This is a genomic window from Roseobacter sp. HKCCA2468 (assembly GCF_037805105.1).
In the GTDB taxonomy this organism is placed as follows: Bacteria; Pseudomonadota; Alphaproteobacteria; order Rhodobacterales; family Rhodobacteraceae; genus M30B80.
On record NZ_JBBLYN010000001.1, the window covers coordinates 739,338 to 756,806 of the forward strand.

Consider the following 17,469-nt stretch of genomic DNA (forward strand, 5'->3'; position numbering starts at 1 on the left):
CTGCCAAAACACCCCCAATTCCGCGAGCCCGTCATGCTTCTCTTGATCGATAATTACGACAGTTTCACCTATAACCTTGTTCACTACTTGGGCGAGCTTGGGGCAGAAACCCGCGTTTTGCGCAATGACGCGCTGACAGTGACCGAGGCCTTGGCCATGGGGCCAGATGGGATTGTTCTTTCACCTGGGCCTTGTGACCCCGCACAGGCGGGTATCTGTCTTGATCTGACCCGCGCTGCCGCCGAGGCCCGCGTGCCGCTTTTTGGCGTATGCTTGGGGCATCAAACCATTGGCGAGGCCTTTGGGGGTAAGGTCGTGCAGTGCCATGAAATCGTGCATGGCAAACTGGGCGAGATCCATCACAAAGGCATCGGGGTCTTTGCAGGCCTACCTTCGCCCCTTTTTGCCACGCGCTATCACAGTCTGGTGGTTGAGCGCGCCTCCCTGCCCGATTGTCTTGAGGTCACAGCGGAATTAACAGATGGCACGATTATGGGGCTGCGCCATAAAACCCTGCCGATTGAGGGCGTGCAATTTCATCCCGAAAGCATCCGTTCGGAACATGGCCATGCGATGCTGAAAACCTTTATCGACACCACGAAGGGAGCGGTGCCTGCATGAGCGATGCAATGAAACCCCTGATCTTTGCGGCCTCAGAAGGGCCGCTGTCCCGCGCCCAAGCCGAGACGGCCTTCACACATCTGTTCGAGGGCACAGCAACCGCCGCGCAAATGGGGGGCTTGTTGATGGCCTTGCGCGCGCGCGGTGAATCCGTCTCTGAATATGCGGCGGCGGCGGCTGTGATGCGCGCAAAATGCACCGCCGTGTCCGCACCCGCAGGCGCGATAGATATCGTGGGGACAGGTGGCGATGGCATGGGCACGCTGAACATTTCCACCGCGACCGCCTTTGTGGTGGCGGGTGCAGGGGTGACCGTGGCCAAACATGGCAATCGCAATCTGTCGTCCAAATCAGGGGCCGCAGATGCGCTAACCGCCTTGGGGGTCAATGTCATGGTCGGCGCCGAAGTCGCAGAACGTGCCATAAATGAAATTGGCATCGGCTTTATGATGGCCCCAATGCATCACCCCGCGATCAAACATGTCATGCCCGTGCGCCAAGAATTGGGATGCAAAACCATCTTTAACATCCTTGGGCCTCTGACCAACCCTGCAGGGGTGAGACGGCAATTGACCGGGGCCTTTGCGATTGACCTGATTTTCCCAATGGCTGAAGTTCTCAAGGATTTGGGATCCGAGAAAGCATGGCTTGTCCATGGGGATGACGGCAGCGATGAGGTGTCGATCTGCGGGGCTACACAGGTTGCAAAGCTTGAGGATGGAAAAATCACAGGAGGTGAAATTCACCCCGAGGATGCAGGCCTGCCCGTTCACCCCTTGCGCGATATCTTGGGTGGCTCTCCTGAGGAGAATGGCCGCGCCTTTGCCGCGCTGCTTGAGGGGGCGCCATCCGCCTATCGCGATGCGGTTCTTTTGAATGCGGCCTGTGCGCTTGTGGTTGCGGATCACGCCAGTGATCTGCGCGCAGGGGTCGAGATGGCCCGCGACAGCATCGACAGCGGCAAGGCCAAGGCAAAACTAACCGCCCTTGCCCGCCTGACATGGCAAGCCTGACATCGCAAGCCTGACATCGGAGGCCGCATGAGCACCCCCACGATCCTAGAAAAAATCAAAGCTTATAAGCTTGAGGAAATCGCAGCCGCAAAGGCAGCGAGGCCTCTTAGCGAGGTTGAGGATGCGGCACGCAATGCCCCGCCCCTCCGCCCCTTCGCCGAGGCGCTACAAGAGGCCAGCCGCGAAGGCTATGGTTTGATTGCTGAAATCAAGAAGGCGAGCCCGTCCAAAGGGTTGATCCGCCCTGATTTTGATCCGCCCGCCCTGGCACGCGCCTATGAGGCGGGCGGGGCCACCTGCCTCTCGGTTCTGACCGACACCCCCAGTTTTCAGGGTGCGCCTGACTATCTGGTGGCGGCACGCGCCGCAACCACCCTGCCCGCGCTGCGCAAAGATTTCCTCTATGACACGTATCAAGTGGCCGAGGCGCGCGCTTGGGGGGCCGATTGCATTTTGATCATCATGGCATCTGTCAGTGATGCCCAAGCCGCCGAGCTTGAGGCGGCGGCGTTCGATTGGGGAATGGATGCGCTGATCGAAGTGCATGATGAGGCCGAGCTAGAGCGCGCAAGCGCCCTAAAATCACGCCTCTTGGGGATCAATAACCGCAATCTCAACACCTTTGAGACCAGCCTTGAGACCACCCGCCGCCTGTCGCGCATGGCCCCTGAAGATCGGCTTTTGATCTGTGAAAGCGGGCTTTTCACCCCCGCAGATTTGGCCGATATGGCAAAATATGGGGCGCGCAGTTTCCTGATCGGCGAAAGCCTGATGCGCGCAGATGATGTGGCCGCGGCCACAAGCGCGCTCTTATCTGACCCCTATACTGGCACAATGTGAGGGCGGCATGAGCGAGCAAAAACTGACCCATTTCGACAAAGACGGACAGGCGCATATGGTGGACATCTCTGCCAAAGACGCAACTGACCGCGTGGCGATGGCCGAATGTTTTGTGCGCATGGCCCCTGAGACATTGGCGCTTGTGGAAAGTGGCACTGCGAAAAAGGGCGATGTTTTGGGGGTCGCGCGGCTTGCGGGGATCATGGGGGCGAAGAAAACCGCCGATTTGATCCCGCTGTGCCATCCTTTATCCCTGTCAAAAGTGGCCTTGACGCTCGAGGCAGACAGCGCCCTGCCTGGGGTGCGGATTGTAGCGATTGTGAAAACCACGGGCCAAACGGGGGTTGAGATGGAGGCGCTGACCGCCGCCTCCACCGCCGCGCTGACGGTCTATGACATGCTCAAAGCCGCCGACCGCGCGATGGAAATCGGCGGGCTGCGCGTGCTGCTCAAAGATGGCGGCAAGTCAGGGAAATACGAGGCGCAATGATTTCCGTAAGTGAGGCCCTCGCGCAGTGTTTGGACTTGGCGCAGCCCTTGGGGGTTGAAGATATCCCCTTGCGCCATGCAGCGGGGCGGGTTTTGGCGCGGCCTGTTGTGGCGATGCGTGATCAGCCGCCCTTTGCGGCCTCTGCGATGGATGGCTATGCAATCCGCAAAGCGGATTTGTGCCTTGGCGCGCGGCTGCGGGTGGTGGGTGCGGCCCCCGCGGGGCAAGCATGGCAGGGCCAGATTGGCCAAGGTGAGGCGGTGCGAATTTTCACGGGCGCCCCGCTGCCGCAAGGGGCCGATCATATTGTGATCCAAGAGGATGTCACCGCCGCAGAGGATCATATCGTGATCAATGCGGTGGATGACGCGCCCCATATTCGCCCTGCAGGCGCTGATTTCAAAGCAGGGGCAGAGATGACCCCACCACGCCGCCTGACCCCTGCGGATCTGGCCTTGGCCGCGGCCATGAATGCGCCGCGCCTTTCGGTTTATCGCCGCCCTGAGGTGGCAATCATTGCCACAGGGGATGAATTGGTCAGTCCCGGCGAAACCCCGCGCCCTGATCAAATCATTGCCTCAAACACTTATGGTTTGGCCGCAATGGCCGAGGCTGAGGGTGCGGTCGTGCGCCTTTTGCCGATTACGCGCGACAGGCGCGACAGCCTTGCCGCCACGTTTGAAATGGCAAAAGGCGCAGATTTGATTGTCACTGTGGGCGGCGCATCGGTAGGCGATCATGATTTGGTTGGCGCCGTGGCCCAAGATCTGGGGCTTGAGCGCAGTTTTTACAAAATTGCGATGCGCCCTGGAAAGCCCCTGATGGCGGGGCGGATGGGGGATGCGGCCCTCTTGGGTTTGCCCGGAAACCCCGTATCCGCCATGGTGTGCGGGCATCTTTTCATGGTGCCGCAATTGCGCGCCTTCCAAGGGCTGCCCAAATCCCCGCGCCGCACCAAACAGGCGCAACTGTCAACGGATCTGCCCGCCAATGGCCCCCGCGCCCATTACATGCGCGCAAGCCTTGCGCCGCAAAAGGGGGCGGCGCTGCCACATATTGCCCCCTTTACAAGCCAAGACAGCGCGCTCTTGACCATTTTCGCCGAGGCGGGTGCCTTGTTGATCCGCCCCCCGAATGACGGGCCGCGCAAGGCGGGTGATCTTGTTGATTACCTCAGCCTTTAACACCTAAAATCGCAGGGGCGTTGACAAAATAGGCGAACAAGGGTAGAACATTCATCGAACATAACCGCATCACGCCAAGCGATGCATGAGCAGAGGCCCGTTCGAGATGTTGACGAAAAAGCAGCTAGACCTGTTGGAATTCATCCACCGCCGCATGCAAAAGGACGGTGTTCCCCCCAGTTTTGACGAGATGAAAGATGAGCTGGATTTGCGCTCGAAATCGGGCATCCATCGTCTGATCACCGCCCTTGAGGAACGGGGCTTTATCCGCCGTCTGGCCCATAAGGCCCGCGCGCTGGAGATTGTAAAACTGCCCGATGCGTTAGAGCAGAAATTTGGCACTGGGGCCAAAGCAGGCTTTGCGCCCCGCGTGATCGAGGGGGACAGGGTCGACCCGCCCGCCCGCGCGCAAGCGGTTGAGACGCGCGGGGTCAGCGAATTGCCAATGATGGGCCGCATCGCAGCGGGCACCCCGATTGAGGCTTTGGCGGATATCTCGCATCACGTCAGCGTGCCAGCCTCCATGTTGGCGGCAGGGCGGGCGCATTACGCGCTCGAAGTGAAAGGCGACTCTATGATTGAGGCGGGCATCAATGATGGCGATATGGTCATCATCGAAGAACGCAACAGCGCCGAGAATGGTGACATCGTTGTGGCCTTGGTCGAAGGCTATGAGGCCACGCTCAAACGCTTTCGCCGCAAGGGCAATATGATCGCGCTTGAGGCGGCCAACCCTGCCTATGAAACCCGCGTCCTGCCCGAAGGTCAGGTGAAGGTGCAAGGTCGCCTTGTTGGCTTGGTGCGGGTTTACTGACCCGCCCTCTTATCGTGACCTGCCAGACCAAAGCCGCGCACCCTGTGATGCGCGGCTTGTTTCTATGGTGATTGGGCCGATACCCCCTTGGGGCAAATGCAAGGCCACAGCGCCCGCACGGGCCATATCGCGCGCATCAAAAAATAGGCAAGGCCCCGGACTATCCGATGTGTTTAGACGGGCGGCAAGGATCACAACATCCGCCGCCCTGCAGGCCGAGCGGGCCTCAGCCAAGGCCGCCTCGCCCCGTCCGTGCCAAACACGATACCCATTGACGGTGGCACGCTGCCCTGCCCCCTGCGCCTGCCAAAGCGGTCGTGCGGCCGCCTCGGGTTGGGTCGCAGGATCCCCATCGTTTTCAAGCCAGAGATCCACCACGAACCCCTCGCCGCGCGCGTGGCTTGGCACACGCAGGTCCGCCGCATCCATCACCCCGACAAGACGCGCTGAAGGGGCAATCAAAATATCAGGTCGCGGGCTTTGCCCCCAAATCCAAAGGGCCACCCCCATGGGCAAGAAAAAGGCGGCCCGCATTGGCCCGTTCCAAATCAATCCGCCCACAAACCCCGCCGCGAAAACGGGCATAACAAGCGGTGCGGGGCTGACGACCATACGCACCGCGCGCGGCCATGCCGCCACCTCATGGGCCACGGATAAGATGAGGGTCAGGCCCTGCTCCATCGGATAGAGCGCCAGATTGGCAAGACCGAAAGGCGCAAGCAGTCCTGCCACAACCCCCAATGGCATCACCAAAATGCCCATGATCGGCATCGCAATCAAATTCGCGACCAAGCCATAGGTGGTGAGGCGGTTGAAATGCATCGCCGCAAAAGGCGCCGTTGCTGCCCCTGCAAGAATGGATGAGACAAGCACCCCAATCACCGCCATTCCCAACCGCCACCCCCAAGAGCGCGGGCCCGTCCGCCCCGTCAAGAGGCGCGACAAGGCCCCAAACCCAACCACAAGCGCCGCCGTGGCTGCAAATGACATCTGAAAGCCTGGCGACAATAATGTCTCGGGTCGGCGGATCAGCACGATCAAGGCTGCAATCGCAACAGAGCGCAGTGAAATCGCCCGCCGATCACAGAGAACAGCCGTGAACATGACCGCGACCTGAATATAGGCGCGCTCGGTCGCGACTGACCCGCCCGAAAGGGCCAGATAGAACCCGCCCGCGGCAAGGGCCGCAACAGCCGCCCATTTCTTGGTCGGGTAGTAGAGCGCCACGCGCGGGAAAAGGGCCAAGATCACCCGCAAGGCGGTAAAAACAAACCCCGTCAAAAGCCCCATATGCAGCCCAGATATTGCAAGGAGATGGGCGATATTGGTGTCGCGCATCGCCTCGACATCTGTGGCGATCAGGCCCGCGCGATCCCCTGTTGAAATCGCGGCGGCAAATCCCCCTGCCCCCGCCTGCATGCGTGCTTGAATGGCGCGCGAAAGATCAAGCCGCGCGCGGGTCAACCACAGGCCCGATGGATCATGGTCAATCACTTCGAAATCTTTGCGGCTGTAGCCAACGGCACCAAGCCCCAGAAAATAGGCATGGCGCTGGAAATCGAACCCGTTTGGTTCTGATGCAGGGGATGGCGGCAAGGCGCGCGCCTCAATCCGAATGATATCGCCAATTTGCGGCACTTGCACCGATTGCCCATGCAAAGACAAGCGCAGCCTGTCTGGCGTTCTGGGGGGGCTGATGGGGGCCATGGTGACGCGGTCTAAAGTCAGGCTCGGCGCCTCTGAGGCCGAGCGATCCAGCATCACCACCCGCCCCTCAATCACGCCGTAATATGGCCATCCCAAGATAGGGGCCTGCATGTGATGCGCGCGCCATGCCCCAAGGGACAGCCCCATTAAGAAAAGTGAAAGCCCGATAGAGATCAGCGCAATCCCGCCACGCGTCCAAACACCAAGGGCTGCGCAGCACAGCCCTGCTGCAAAAACGGCGATGCGCGTGCCCGTGTCAGGTTCCACAGGCAGCGCAAAATACGCTGCAATGCCTGCGGCCAAAAAGACAGGCACCCATAAAAATCGATCTTGGGCTTGCGCGCGGAGGTTAGAAACAAAAGCGCGAAACCCAAGGCGGCGCGTCCAGATGTGGATCGGTGGATGTGGTGCTGCAATCGGCACGTTCTGCGCCCTTGTTTCCCTGTTGCGGAGTGCCTAAACACAGGGCCAAACCTAGCCGTAAGTTTGTAAGAGAAGGGTTAAGGGCCACCGCCCAAACCCGCGAAAGGAAAGCCGATGAGCCAGCCTGTCACACGTTTCGCCCCCTCGCCCACGGGGTATTTGCATATTGGCGGCGCGCGCACGGCCTTGTTCAACTGGCTTTACGCGCGCGGGCGGGGTGGGAAATTCCTGCTTCGGATCGAAGATACGGATCGCGCCCGCTCGACCCCAGAGGCGACAGAGGCTATTTTAAAGGGCTTGGCTTGGCTGGGCCTCGACTGGGATGGGGAACCCATCAGCCAGTTTGAGCGCGCAGATCGCCATGCCGAAGTGGCGCGCGCGATGCTGGAAAATGGCACGGCCTATAAATGCTTTGCCACCCAAGACGAGATCGAAGCCTTTCGCGAGGCGGCGCGGGCCGAAGGCAAATCCACCCTTTATCAAAGCCCGTGGCGGGATGCGGCCCCTGACACCCACCCTGACGCGCCCTTTGTGATCCGTCTGCGCGCGCCGCGTGATGGTGAAACCATCATCGAAGATCAGGTTCAGGGGCGTGTCACCATCGGCAATGCGCAATTGGATGATATGGTTTTGCTGCGCTCGGACGGAACCCCGACCTATATGTTGGCGGTGGTGGTCGATGACCATGACATGGGTGTGACCCATGTGATCCGCGGCGATGACCATCTCAACAATGCCGCACGGCAAAGCCAGATTTATCGCGCAATGGGATGGGATTTACCGATTTGGGCGCATATCCCGCTGATCCACGGGCCAGACGGCAAAAAACTGTCCAAGCGCCACGGGGCTTTGGGGGTCGAGGAATATGCCGCGATGGGATACCCGCCTGCCGCGATGCGCAATTATCTCGCCCGTCTGGGATGGAGCCATGGTGATGATGAATTGTTCACCGATGCCCAAGCGATCGAATGGTTTGATCTGGGCGGCATTGGCAAATCGCCTGCGCGGCTTGACTTCAAAAAGCTCGAAAATGTCTGCCAATGGCATATCGCACAGATGGAAGATGCCGCGCTTTTGGGGGATATTGAAACATATCTCGCAGCGGCCAATCAGCCCGCCCTTTCGCAATCGCAGAAAGATGGCCTCAAATCCGCGCTCTATTGCACAAAGGATCGCGCCAAATCCCTGCCAGAGCTTTTGATGAAGGCCGCATTTGTTTTAAACGAAAGACCAATAAAACCTGACGAAAAGGCCTTAGGGGCGCTGGATAATGTATCCCGTGGTATACTGAAATCATTGACTGCGCAGTTGCAGAATGCTACGTGGACGCGTGAGGGTCTTGAAACGCTGATCGGCGCAGTCGCCGAGGCGCATAAGACCAAGCTTGGCAAATTGGCAGCACCGCTTCGTGCGGCCTTGTCGGGACAAACAGTTTCACCGAGTGTCTTTGATATGATGCTCGTGCTGGGTCGGGACGAATCCATTGCCCGACTTACGGATGCAACGGTTGGTGCGGATTAAACCAGACCCGCACCAATGAGGCCCCAAGCGCATGCTACGGCCAGATACGTCAACACCCCCCGTGCAAACCCTGTGTTTTGCGCGGCAAAGCGAGAGGGAACGTCATGACTGACACGAAAACGGCCAAACTCAGCATCAATGATCGCGACTTCGATCTACCCGTCTACAGCCCCACAGCAGGGCCTGATGTCATCGACATCACCAAACTATATGGCCAAGCGGGCGTGTTCACCCATGACCCAGGCTTTACCTCCACCTCGTCTTGCGAAAGCCAGATCACCTTTATTGATGGCGACAAGGGCGAACTTTTGCACCGCGGCTATCCGATCGACCAACTGGCGAAAGATTCGCATTATCTCGAGGTTTGCTACCTCTTGCTTTATGGCGAATTGCCGACCGCGGCCGAATTGGAAGATTTTGAGACCCGCGTGACCCGTCACACCATGATCCACGAACAGATGCATAATTTCTTCCGTGGCTTCCGCCGTGACGCGCATCCAATGGCGACAATGGTGGGTGTCGTGGGGGCAATGTCGGCCTTCTATCACGACAGCACCGATATTGCGGATCCTTGGCAGCGCGAAGTGGCCTCGATCCGTATGATCGCGAAAATGCCAACCATTGCTGCGATGGCCTATAAATATTCCATCGGTCAGCCCTTTGTGTATCCACGCAATGACCTCGATTATGCGACGAATTTCTTGCGGATGTGCTTTGCCGTGCCCGCCGAGGAATATGTGCCTGATCCTGTGCTAAGCCGCGCGATGGATCGCATTTTCACGCTGCACGCAGATCACGAACAAAACGCCTCCACCTCAACAGTGCGCTTGGCGGGCTCGTCTGGGGCGAACCCGTTTGCCTGTATCGCGGCGGGTATTGCCTGCCTTTGGGGGCCTGCACATGGCGGTGCGAACCAAGCCTGCCTTGAAATGCTGCGCGAAATTGGCACTGTGGATCGCATTCCCGAATATATCGCCCGCGCGAAAGACAAAAACGACCCGTTCCGCCTGATGGGCTTTGGTCACCGCGTCTATAAAAACTTTGACCCGCGCGCGAAGGTGATGAAGGAAAGCGCCGATGAGGTGCTGGATTTGTTGGGTGTTGAAAACAACCCAACCCTGCAAGTTGCGAAAGAACTTGAGAAAATCGCGCTTGAGGACAGCTATTTCGCGGATAAGAAACTCTATCCAAACGTGGATTTCTATTCGGGCATCATTTTGGATGCGATGGGGTTCCCAACCTCAATGTTCACCCCAATTTTTGCGGTCAGCCGCACAGTGGGTTGGATTGCACAGTGGAAAGAAATGCTGAACGATCCTGCGGCAAAAATTGGCCGTCCGCGTCAGCTTTATACGGGCCCAACCAAGCGCGATTATGTCGATATCGCCAAGCGCTAAGGCAGGACTGTAGACGAAAAAAGAAAAGCCGCCCTCTAGGGGGCGGCTTTTTTTCGTGTCGTGCAAGGCAGCGGTGGATTATTCCACGCCTTCAATCAAGACCAATTCGCGTATTGAGCTGTCCTTGGCAAATGCCATCGCCTCTTGATAGGCGGGGCTGTCATAGCAGGCATTGGCATCTGCCAAACTGGGGAACCAGATCACCACATTGCGCGCATGACCCTGCCCTTCTTTGATGATCACCTCACCACCGCGCGCCAAGAATTTGCCACCAAAGGCCGCAATCGCGGGGCCTGCCAATTCGGCATAGCGCGCATATTCCGCTGGATTTGTAACGGTGACATGCGCTACCCAATATGCCCCTGCCATGTTATGATACTCCCTTAATCACATCCCGCACGGCTGCAAGCGCCGCATCGGCTTGGGTGGCATCCTTCGCCCCCCCTTGCGCCAAATCTGCGCGGCCACCGCCGCCCTTGCCGCCAAGCGCCTCAACGGCTGCCTTGACCAGGTCAACGGCGCTAAGCCGCGCGGTCAGATCATCGCTGACCCCTGCAGCCACTGCGGCCTTGCCATCGCCTTCGGCAATCAAAAGAACCGCGCCAGAGCCGATTTTGGCCTTATGCGCATCAATCAGGCTGGGCAGATCTTTGCCAGTAACACCTGCAACCACCTGCCCAAAAAAGGCGATGCCGCCGATATCTTCGGCAGCGACCTCTTTGGCCCCCGCACCACCACCCGCAAGCGCAAGCTGTTGGCGCAATTGGTCGCGTTCATTCTGAAGCGCGCGGCGCTCCTCCATCAAGGACTGGACACGGGCCAAAACATCAGTCCCTTGCGCCTTGAGCATCCCGCCAAGCTGGCTGAGGATGCGATCTTGTTGCGCCAAATAATCAAAGGCCGCTTGCCCCGTCAGCGCCTCAATGCGCCGCACACCCGAGGAAGAGGCGGTTTCCGCAAGGGTCACATAAAGCCCAATGTCGCCCGTCTGGCGCACATGGGTGCCGCCGCACAGTTCAAGACTATAGGTCGCGCCATCGCTGCCCTTGCCCGACCCTGCAAGCTTACCCATGGAGACCACGCGCACCTCATCGCCGTATTTCTCACCAAAGAGCGCCTGCGCCCCCAAATCACGCGCCGCATCAGGGGTCATGATCCGTGTCTCAACAGCCGCGTTTTGGCGGATGAATTCATTCACCTCGGCATCGACCCGCGCCAATTCCTCGGTGCTGAGCGCCTTGGCGTGCGAGAAGTCAAAGCGCAAGCGATCCGCCGCGTTCAATGAGCCACGCTGCGCCACATGATCGCCGAGCGCGCGGCGCAGGGCCTCGTGCAACAAATGCGTGGCCGAATGGTTCGCGCGAATGGCGCTGCGGCGGTTGTGATCCACAACCAATTCCGCGGCCTGCCCCGTCTTAATCTCGCCTTCTGTCACCTTGGCGATATGCAAGAACAGGCCCGCAACCTTTTTCGTGTCTGATATTTCAGCGCGGCCCGTATCGGTCTTGACCAGACCAGTATCGCCAACCTGACCACCGCTTTCGCCGTAGAACGGGGTTTGGTTCGTGATCAGCGTGACAGCGCCGCCTTTTGCCGCGGCAGTCACTTCGGCCCCGTCAGAAACAAGGGCCAAAATCTGACCTTCGGCCTGTTCCGTGTCATAGCCCAAAAATTCGGTCGGGCCATGTTGATCGGCCAGATCATACCAAATTGCGGCATCTGCCGCTTCGCCCGACCCCGACCATGCGGCGCGCGCCTTGGCCTTTTGGGCCTCCATCGCTTGGTCAAACCCGTCTGTGTCGACCTTGCGGCCCTTTTCGCGCAGAGCGTCTTGGGTCAAATCCAGCGGAAAGCCGTATGTGTCATAAAGTTTGAACGCCGTCTCACCTGCCAAAGCGGCCCCTTCGGGCAGATCAACAAGGGCCTCATCCAACAGTTTAAGCCCACGATCAAGGGTGGTGCGGAAGCGTTCTTCCTCAAGCTTAAGCGTCTCGGTGATCAGCGCCTGCGCGCGGCCAAGCTCGGGATAGGCCTGCCCCATCTGGCTGACCAAAGCAGGCACGAGGCGATACATCAACGGGTCTTGCGCGCCCAAAAGATGGGCGTGGCGCATCGCGCGGCGCATGATGCGGCGCAACACATACCCCCGCCCCTCGTTTGAGGGCATAACCCCATCCGCAATCAAGAATGAGGTCGAGCGCAAGTGATCTGCAATCACACGGTGATGCACATTCTTTGGCCCGTCTGGATCAACGGATGTTGCGTGCGCGGAAGCCTCAATCAAGGCGCGCATCAGATCGGTGTCATAATTGTCGTGCTTGCCCTGCAAAAGCGCGCCAATTCGCTCAAGACCCATGCCTGTATCGATGCTCTGCATCTTAAGAGGCACCATCGAGCCATCCGCGAATTGCTCATTTTGCATAAAGACCACGTTCCAAATCTCGATGAAACGATCGCCATCTTCTTCGGCCGATCCAGGAGGGCCGCCCCAGATATGGTCGCCATGATCATAGAAAATCTCGGTGCAAGGGCCGCAAGGGCCTGTTGGCCCCATCTGCCAGAAATTGTCGGATGTGGCGATGCGGATGATCCGATCCTCAGGCACGCCCACTTTTTTCCAAATCTCAAACGCCTCATCATCGGTATGGTAGACCGTGGTCAAAAGACGTTTCGGGTCGATATCAAAATCCTTAGTGATCAATTCCCATGCAAAGGGAATGGCCTCTTTTTTAAAGTAATCACCAAAGGAGAAATTCCCAAGCATTTCAAAAAACGTGTGATGGCGCGCCGTGTAGCCGACATTATCAAGGTCATTATGCTTGCCGCCTGCGCGCACGCATTTTTGCGCCGTGGTGGCGCGCGGCGGGTCGCGATGCTCAAGCCCTGTGAAGACGTTTTTGAACTGCACCATGCCCGAATTGGTGAACATCAAAGTCGGGTCATTGCGCGGCACAAGCGGCGAGCTTTCAACAATGGCATGGCCGTTGCGTTCAAAATATTTGAGAAAGGTTGAGCGAATATCGTTCAAACTGGCCATGAGCACGCGGTCTTTCTGACTAAATCCATCGGTTCTGCGTGGGATACAAGTTTGTCAAAGCACTGTCCACAGGACAAAAACTTGGGACGGGGATGGAAATTTCAAGGGCCTAAAATACAAGACGCGCGCAGCCCGATTGGGGCTACGCGCGAAACTGTGCTGACGCAAGGAGTGCGGAATTAATCCTCTACCATCGCGCTGTCATCACTGTCATCCATGCCGAATTCCAACCCATGGGCGGCGCGGATTTTGTCTTCGATCTCCAAAGCCATGCTTGGATTGTCTTTCAGGAATTGCTTGGCGTTTTCGCGGCCCTGTCCAATCCGCTCGTCCCCGTAAGAAAACCAAGCGCCTGATTTCTCAACCACGCCTGCCTTAACACCTAAATCAAGCAATTCGCCCGTTTTCGAGATGCCCTCGCCATACATGATGTCGAATTCCACCTGTTTGAACGGAGGGGCCACCTTGTTTTTGACCACTTTCACACGGGTTTGGTTGCCGACAACCTCGTCACGATCTTTGATCGCACCGATGCGGCGGATATCCAAGCGCACGGATGAATAGAATTTCAGCGCATTGCCACCTGTGGTGGTTTCTGGGCTGCCAAACATCACACCGATCTTCATGCGAATCTGGTTGATGAAAATCACCATACAGTTTGAGCGCGCGATAGAACCTGTCAGTTTGCGCATCGCCTGAGACATGAGGCGCGCATGCACCCCGACCGAGCTGTCGCCCATATCGCCCTCAAGTTCGGATTTCGGGGTCAAAGCTGCAACGGAATCCACCACCACGAGGCTGACCGCGCCAGAGCGCACCAATGTATCGGTGATTTCAAGCGCCTGTTCCCCTGTATCGGGCTGAGAAATCAGGAGATCATCCAAGTTCACGCCCAATTTTTTGGCATATTGTGGGTCAAGCGCGTGTTCGGCATCGACAAAGGCGCAAACCCCGCCCTTCTTTTGCTCCTCCGCGACCGCGTGAAGCGTCAGCGTGGTCTTCCCCGAGCTTTCAGGGCCATAGATTTCGATGATCCGCCCCTTTGGCAGACCCCCAATCCCAAGGGCGATATCGAGCCCGAGCGAGCCTGTCGATGTCGCCTCAATTTCTTGGATGGCGTTCTCGCCCCCAAGGCGCATGATCGAGCCCTTGCCAAATTGGCGCTCGATCTGTGCCAAGGCGCTGTCGAGTGCCTTTTGCTTTTCCGCCGCGTTGCGATCCGTCATGTCCAGAATATCCGCCATTGCCATTGGTTTGGCTCCTTATTTCACACTGCTGCCAAGGCGGCAATGCTTGCCCGTGTTCACCTCTTGTTCTCAGATATAAATGCAAACAAAAAGAGAACATTTCAAGTAAAATCTTGCAAGGCCCATGTTTTACGGTGAATGGTAAAGAGGTGGTTACGGGGATCGCCCTTGGCGATAATATTAATATGCTCTTGTTTTTTAAACAGAAACTGGTGCTTTTCAGTGTGCCAAAAACAGGCACAACCGCATTAGAGGCCGCAGCCCTGCCCTATGCGAGTGCGGCGATTCTTGACCCGCCGGGGATGAAACATGTCTCCGTGTCGCGCTATCAGGCGCAGCTTGCCCCGTTTTTTGAGGCGCGCGGCAAGCAGCCGCATGAAACCATGGCCATCATGCGCGAACCCATTGACTGGCTTGGAAGTTGGTATCGCTACAGGCGGCGCGATCAGATCAAGGGAAAACCAAATTCCACCGCTGATGTAAGTTTCGCCGAATTTGTTGAGGCGTGGTTACTGGATACCCCCCCTGCCTTTGCACAAATCGGCGCGCAGGCGCGTTTTTTGGGCACGGACACGGCGCAGATCGGGGTCGATCACTTGTTTCGATATGACAAAATGGATCAGGCAGTCGCGTTTTTGGAACAAAGATTGGGGGGGCGCTGCAGCTAGAGCGGCGCAATGTCTCGCCAAGCCTGCCGTTGGAATTGCCCAAGGGGCTTGAGGCGCGCCTCAGGGCAGAGCGACCCGAGGAATTCGCACTATGGGAGGCGCTCTGCGCGCGTTTGTAATTGATGCTCTACCTTGGCCAAGAGATCGGCCAGCGCAAAGGGTTTTTGCAAAAAGGCAGAATTGGGGATCTCGCCCAAGGTTTTTTGATACACATCCTCCGCATAGCCCGACATGAACACAACAGGGGTTTGCGGGCGTGTTTCCAACGCCTCGCGCACCCAAGAGGGGCCATCACGCCCCGGCATCACCACATCGCTGATGAATAAATCAACCTCGCAATTTGGGGCGCGCAGCTTTTCAAGGGCTGCTTCCGCGCTCTCAGCCTCTTCCACCTCATAGCCGCGCAGACGCAGCGCGCGGGCGGCGAAGGCGCGCACGGGCGGCTCATCCTCAACCAACAGGATTTTCTCGCCCCGTCCCTTGGATTGCTTTGCGGGCACAGGCGCCTGCGGGGTGGCCGCATTTGGCGTGTCTACGGGCGGGGCGGCCGCAGGATCATAGGCAGGGCAGTAAATCGTAAATGTCGCCCCTTGCCCCAACTCGCTATCGACAAAAATATACCCGCCCGTCTGTTTGATAATGCCATAGACCATCGACAACCCAAGGCCTGTGCCCTTCCCCACGCCTTTGGTTGTGTAAAACGGCTCAAAAATCTTGTCCCGCTTGTCAGGGGCAATGCCTGTGCCTTGATCGCGCACTTGCAAGGTCACATAGCGCCCTTCTGGCACAAGCGCGCGGTCGCGCGCCAAGGGGGCATCAAGCGTCACCATTTTCGTCTCGACCGTGATTTCGCCCCCTTCGGGCATGGCATCACGGGCGTTTACCACCAAATTCATCACCACCTGCTCAAATTGGCGCCGATCCGCCCGAATGGGCATAAGCGCAGGGTCATGCGCGATGCGCAGCCTGACAGTCTCGCCCACCAATCGATTTAGAAGATGGCCCAGATCAGACAGGCAATCGCGTAAATCAACCACTTCTGGGGCCAAGCTTTGCTTGCGCGAAAAGGCCAAAAGCTGCCCCACAAGGGCGGTGGCGCGATTGGTGTTTTGTCGGATTTGCTCGATATCCGAAAAGTCAGGATCACCTTGATCATGACGCAGCAACAAAAGATCCGTGTGACCGCTAATTGCGGTTAGAACATTGTTGAAATCATGCGCAACGCCACCTGCCAATTCGCCAATAGCCTGCATCTTCTGGCTCTGCACGAATTGGGCCTCGAGTTGCTTTAATTCGGTCGCATCATGCAAAACCGCCAAGAGTGTATCCCCCCCCAACCCCGCAGGCGCATTTTCAGCAACAACACGCCCTAGGGTGATTTGCACAAAGCAATCATCATCACGATTGCGCACCCGCACCATCTCGGGGCGGTTTGGCACGCGCTCAGCGAGAACATCAGCCACCCAGTCGCGCACGGGGCGGCCTAAGCCTTCGACCAGATTGCCCAGGGGGCCGAGATCCCCCCCCGCCTCAATCGCCAAAAGCCGTTGTGCCGCGCGGTTGGCGACCAGAACCTGACCATAGCCCGCAACATGCAATAGGGCCGCAGGCAAAGCATCAAACACCTCAGATAGGCCCGTAGAATTGCGTGGCAGGTGATCGGGGCCAAGCAAGAACAATTCTCGCATCCCATCAACCCGTGCTGCAAGCGCCGCACGCATGTCCACCACCCCGCGCGGGGAATGAACCCGATGGGTCTGGCCCGATTTCAAGGGCAAGTCATCGACAATATCCTCCAATCTTTCGATCTTTTTCCCATCGCGCGCCATAAGCCGCGCGATTGCGGCATCATTAATGGCCAAAACCTCATCTTCGGCGGATAGAAGAAGCGCGGGCAGGCCCAACCCTGCACCAAAGCCCGAAACCTCGCCACGCGCCTCCATGAATTCAATGCGCCAGATGACGAAATCGCCCGTGTTGTGCAGCGCCAGTCGCAAACCGCCCTTTGAAAGCCGCAGCACCTCGCGTGCGGGGGTTTGCGCGCCGAGATCTTGATCCAATTGCGCCAGGTGACGGGCAACAACCGCCGCGGCATTGGGCAGACGCTGTGCCAAGGCCAGATCAATACGATCACATCCTTGTAGGCGCAGCATAGTGTGCGCAGACGGGTTGGCATGTTCCAACTTCCCGCGACTATCGGTGATCAAAACCGCATCAACATCGCCGTGATAGACCTTGGCCAAGGCCCTTAAATCTGCATCACGGCGCGATTGTGCCCATAAGGCAGGGATCAAAGCGGCCAAAAGCCCGCCCGCCCCACAAATCAGCGCGACCGACCACAGCGGTGACATAGAGGTCGTGCGCCCCGCATAGGTCAGGCCCAAGCCAAGGGTCACAATCCCAAGCACCACAAGAACTGTCAAAAGAACAGGAGAAAATTGACCAAACCGCGGCTTGGTTTGCCCGCTCGCTATACTGGCTTGATCTGACAAGCCGCGCCTCCGTGT

Annotated in this window: 14 protein-coding genes; 9 read left to right on the plus strand and 5 right to left on the minus strand. The window is 58.1% G+C overall.

The features are described 5' to 3' along the window. The first annotated feature begins 33 nt into the window (after positions 1-33). The 6 genes from AAC620_RS03710 (at position 34) to lexA (ending at position 4,962) form a co-directional block, all read left to right on the plus strand. Positions 34-621, plus strand: a complete 588-nt coding sequence (locus tag AAC620_RS03710) for an anthranilate synthase component II (RefSeq protein ID WP_340242856.1) — start codon at positions 34-36, stop codon at positions 619-621. After that, on the plus strand, positions 618-1,634 hold the full coding sequence (gene trpD, locus AAC620_RS03715) for an anthranilate phosphoribosyltransferase (RefSeq protein WP_340242857.1): 1,017 nt from the start codon (positions 618-620) through the stop codon (positions 1,632-1,634). The genes AAC620_RS03710 and trpD overlap by 4 nt, the downstream gene beginning before the upstream one ends. Before the next feature lie 27 nt (positions 1,635-1,661). Then, the gene (trpC, locus tag AAC620_RS03720; protein WP_340242858.1) at positions 1,662-2,474 is read left to right on the plus strand and encodes an indole-3-glycerol phosphate synthase TrpC; all 813 of its coding nucleotides are present in this window, start codon (positions 1,662-1,664) and stop codon (positions 2,472-2,474) included. 7 nt (positions 2,475-2,481) lie between these two features. Beyond that, positions 2,482-2,964: a cyclic pyranopterin monophosphate synthase MoaC gene (gene moaC, locus AAC620_RS03725; protein ID WP_317654433.1), complete on the plus strand. Its 483-nt coding sequence runs from the start codon at positions 2,482-2,484 to the stop codon at positions 2,962-2,964. After that, positions 2,961-4,148, plus strand: coding sequence for a molybdopterin molybdotransferase MoeA (locus tag AAC620_RS03730; protein WP_340242859.1), 1,188 nt, complete (start codon positions 2,961-2,963; stop codon positions 4,146-4,148). Before moaC ends, AAC620_RS03730 begins: the two co-directional genes overlap by 4 nt. 106 nt (positions 4,149-4,254) lie before the next feature. Further along, positions 4,255-4,962: a transcriptional repressor LexA gene (gene lexA / locus AAC620_RS03735; protein WP_317654430.1), complete on the plus strand. Its 708-nt coding sequence runs from the start codon at positions 4,255-4,257 to the stop codon at positions 4,960-4,962. 9 nt (positions 4,963-4,971) lie between these two features. Here the strand turns inward: lexA and AAC620_RS03740 are convergent, their stop codons facing one another. After that, positions 4,972-7,092: a ComEC/Rec2 family competence protein gene (locus AAC620_RS03740; RefSeq protein WP_340242860.1), complete on the minus strand. Its 2,121-nt coding sequence runs from the start codon at positions 7,090-7,092 to the stop codon at positions 4,972-4,974. Between the two features lie 114 nt (positions 7,093-7,206). On the opposite strand from AAC620_RS03740, the gene gltX reads away from it, so the two are divergent. After that, entirely contained in the window at positions 7,207-8,613 is a 1,407-nt protein-coding gene (gltX, locus tag AAC620_RS03745) for a glutamate--tRNA ligase (protein ID WP_340242861.1), read from the plus strand. Positions 8,614-8,717: 104 nt separating this feature from the next. Then, complete coding sequence (gene gltA, locus AAC620_RS03750; RefSeq protein WP_317654426.1) at positions 8,718-10,010, plus strand: citrate synthase; 1,293 nt, start codon at positions 8,718-8,720, stop codon at positions 10,008-10,010. Positions 10,011-10,088: 78 nt separating this feature from the next. Here the strand turns inward: gltA and AAC620_RS03755 are convergent, their stop codons facing one another. The 3 genes from AAC620_RS03755 to recA form a co-directional block, all read right to left on the minus strand. Beyond that, the gene (locus AAC620_RS03755; protein WP_340242862.1) at positions 10,089-10,379 is read right to left on the minus strand and encodes a DUF1330 domain-containing protein; all 291 of its coding nucleotides are present in this window, start codon (positions 10,377-10,379) and stop codon (positions 10,089-10,091) included. A gap of 1 nt (position 10,380) precedes the next feature. Then, positions 10,381-13,047: an alanine--tRNA ligase gene (gene alaS / locus AAC620_RS03760; protein ID WP_340242863.1), complete on the minus strand. Its 2,667-nt coding sequence runs from the start codon at positions 13,045-13,047 to the stop codon at positions 10,381-10,383. Between the two features lie 179 nt (positions 13,048-13,226). After that, positions 13,227-14,297: a recombinase RecA gene (recA, locus tag AAC620_RS03765; protein ID WP_317654423.1), complete on the minus strand. Its 1,071-nt coding sequence runs from the start codon at positions 14,295-14,297 to the stop codon at positions 13,227-13,229. Positions 14,298-14,428: 131 nt separating this feature from the next. Between recA and AAC620_RS03770 the strand changes: the two genes are divergently transcribed. Next, entirely contained in the window at positions 14,429-14,962 is a 534-nt protein-coding gene (locus AAC620_RS03770) for a gamma-glutamyl kinase (RefSeq protein WP_340242864.1), read from the plus strand. An 89-nt stretch (positions 14,963-15,051) separates the two neighbouring features. Here AAC620_RS03770 and AAC620_RS03775 read toward each other — a convergent pair whose 3' ends face one another. After that, a complete protein-coding gene (locus tag AAC620_RS03775; protein ID WP_340242865.1) occupies positions 15,052-17,385 on the minus strand; it encodes a hybrid sensor histidine kinase/response regulator in 2,334 nt (777 codons plus the stop codon). Between the last annotated feature and the right edge of the window lie 84 nt (positions 17,386-17,469).